4 protein-coding genes are annotated in these 2,808 nt (G+C 67.9%); 2 read left to right on the top strand and 2 right to left on the bottom strand.

The window, feature by feature from the left end:
• Window positions 1-18: 18 nt before the first annotated feature.
• Window positions 19-477 carry a GyrI-like domain-containing protein gene (locus AC1DU6_RS26040; protein WP_477860659.1) on the bottom strand — a complete coding sequence of 153 codons (459 nt, stop codon included), beginning with the start codon at window positions 475-477 and terminating at the stop codon, window positions 19-21.
• A gap of 161 nt (window positions 478-638) precedes the next feature.
• Between AC1DU6_RS26040 and AC1DU6_RS26045 the strand changes: the two genes are divergently transcribed.
• Window positions 639-1,139 (top strand): hypothetical protein, encoded by a 501-nt coding sequence (locus AC1DU6_RS26045; protein ID WP_477860661.1) that lies wholly within the window; start codon window positions 639-641, stop codon window positions 1,137-1,139.
• Window positions 1,140-1,184: 45 nt separating this feature from the next.
• Complete coding sequence (locus AC1DU6_RS26050) at window positions 1,185-1,817, top strand: LysE family translocator (RefSeq protein WP_477860663.1); 633 nt, start codon at window positions 1,185-1,187, stop codon at window positions 1,815-1,817.
• On the opposite strand, the gene AC1DU6_RS26055 is transcribed toward AC1DU6_RS26050, so the two are convergent.
• Window positions 1,755-2,808 (bottom strand): AMP-binding protein (locus tag AC1DU6_RS26055; protein ID WP_477860665.1); only part of this gene is annotated, 1,054 nt, incomplete at its 5' end. The two genes, AC1DU6_RS26050 and AC1DU6_RS26055, sit on opposite strands and share 63 nt — an antisense overlap.

A 2,808-nucleotide genomic window follows, 5' to 3' on the forward strand; every position in this document is an offset into this window, starting at 1 on the left:
CCTCATACCCTCCCTTCTTCAACCGCCCTTGGCTGCCACGGGCAGATAGATCTCGACCAGCGAGTCGGGCTCGTCGGGGCAGAAGTCGGGGCCATAGCGCTCGAACAGCGGACCGGCGGCCTGGACATAGTCCGAAGCCGGCAGCTGGCGCTCGAAGATGTCGCCGAAGCCCTCACCCAGCCCCGACAGCGGGAAGCTGAAAAAGGCATAGCGCCCGGCTGGCAACGTCAGCTTCGTCATGCCCGCCGGCACGGCGGCCGACGGCTCGACGGCAACGCAGGCGAGGTAGTCGAAGCCGGCGTCGGACTGGTTGTGCATGACGCCGTAGGTGGTCCTGGCCTCGGTGGCCTGCGCGACCTCGGGGATGCGGGCTACGAAGCGCGGCCACAGGGCCGGGATATCGGGCGACATCGGCGTCGTGCGGATCTGCAGGCCCACAACGGTGACGGCGGGTCGGTCAATGATCTGGAGCGGCATGGCGGTCCTCGAAGTTGCGAACAGGCGCCCGCGGGGGTGCCCACGCTACGACGAACGCTGGGCATCGTTTTCGACAAACCGGTGTCGCGCAGCAATTTCTGCAACACCGCTGCCGGCGCTGCACGCCCAGGCCGGTGCCTCCATCACTGCCCACACCTGTCATGCGCCAGTTCCTCGTCGCTGCCCTGTTTGCCGCCCTGCTCTCGCCCGCCCAAGCCGCCGCGCCGGCCGAACTGTTTGATTTCTGGGTCGGCGACTGGATCGTCACCTGGCAGAACGCCAACGGCAGCCCGGGCCAGGCTCGCAACCGCGTCGGCAAGATCCTCGACGGCCAGGTCATCGAGGAGAACTTCGAGGGCGACCCGGCCGTCGCGCCGCGGCTGCTGGGCCGCTCGCTGTCGGTACTCGACAAGGCCGGCGTCTGGCACCAGGCCTGGGCCGACAACCAGGGCGGCTTCTTCGCGCTGACCGGCGGCAGCATCGGCGAGACACGATTCTTCGCGACCGACCTCAAGCCCGTCGGCGAACAGATCAAGGGCCAGCGCATGCGCTTCTACGACATCAAGCCCGACAGCTTCGACTGGGACTGGGAAGGCAGCAATGACGGCGGCAAGACCTGGGCACTGCTCTGGCGATTGCACTACCAGCGCGCACGGTCTTGAGGCCTTGCATAGACTGGCCGGGTCGCCGCTTCATCTGCTTGTCCCATGCCCTTCTCGACCTGGCTGCTGTTCTGCGGCGTCGCCCTGCTCGCCACGTTTGCTCCCGGCCCCGGCGTGCTGCTCGCACTCTCCAATTCGGTTGCCGTCGGACCGCGGCATACGGCATTCAGCTCCCTGGGCAATGCCGCCGGCCTCTTCATCGTGTCCGGTGCGGCCACCGCCGGCATGGGCGCCCTGCTGGCCGTGTCGGCCTCGGCCTTCCTCGTGGTCAAGCTCATCGGCGCGGGCTACCTGATCTATCTGGGCATCAAGCAGTGGCGCAGCGCGCCGCTGCGGTTGGATGCCCCGGCGTCGGCCAATCAGCCGCACACGCCGGGCAAGCTCTTCCTGCAAGGCATGGGCGTGGCCGTCACCAACCCCAAGGCCATCCTGTTCTTCACGGCGCTGTTCCCCCAGTTCCTGACACCCGGCCATTCACTGCTACTGCAGACCCTGCTGCTCACCCTGACCTTCACCGTGCTGGCCCTGGTGTCCCACGCGGTCTATGTGGGCCTGTTCCGCTCGCTGCGCCGCTTCCTGACCGAGGTACGGCATCTGCGGCTGTTCAACCGCATCTCAGGCGGGCTGTTCGTGCTGCTGGGGCTGAGCCTGCTGAGGCTGCGCAACCGCGCGGCTTGAATCAGATCGAGCTTCGGCCCGTTCCTGCTCGCGCAGCCGCAGTACGCGCCGCTGCACCTTGCCCGTCGTCGTCATCGGCAGGGCGTCGATGAACTCGATTTCCTTCGGGTACTCGTAGGGCGCCAGGCGCGCCTTCACATGGGCTTGCAGGGCCTCCACCAGCGCGGTGCTAGCAGCATGCCCGTCGGCCAGCACGACATAGGCCTTCACCAGCGCGCCGCGTTCGGCGTCGGGCTTGGGCACGACGGCCGCGTTCGCCACGGCCGCATGCTTGAGCAGGCAGTTCTCAATCTCGCCGGGGCCGATGCGATAGCCGGCGGCCTTGAAGACGTCGTCCGCCCGGCCTTCGTACCAGAGCGTGCCGTCCCGATCGCTGCGGGCGAGGTCGCCGGTGCGGCACCAGTCGCCCGTGAACTTGGCCTTCGTCGCGGCCTCGTTGTTCCAGTAGCCAAGGAAGAAGACCGGGTCGGGATCGCCGTGGCGGTCACGCGCGTTCACCGCCACCTCGCCGGTCTCGCCGGGCGCGCATTCACGGCCTTCGTCATCGATGACGGCCACGCGATGGCCGGGGTAGGCCCGGCCCATGCTGCCAGGCTTGGCCGGCCACAGGGCCTGGCAGTTGCCGACCACGTAATTCATCTCGGTCTGGCCGAACATCTCGTTGACCGGAACCCCCAGCGCATCGCGGCACCAGCTGAACACCGCGTCACCGACCGCCTCGCCGGCGCTCATCAGCGCACGCAGCTTCAGCGCATGGCGCTTCGGGCGAGGCTCAGCCTTCATCATGGCCTTGAGCGCCGTCGGGAACAGGAAGGCATGCGTGACGCCGTAGGCCGCCATCAGCTCGAAGGCCTTGGCCGCAGAGAAACGCCCCTGCCAGGCGACGATGGGGCGGCCGAAGTAGAGCGTGGGCAACAACGCATCCATCAGCCCGCCGGTCCAGGCCCAGTCGGCAGGGCTCCAGAAGACGGCGTCCGTCTTCTGGAGCCCC

Source organism: Roseateles sp. P5_B10, from assembly GCF_056400485.1.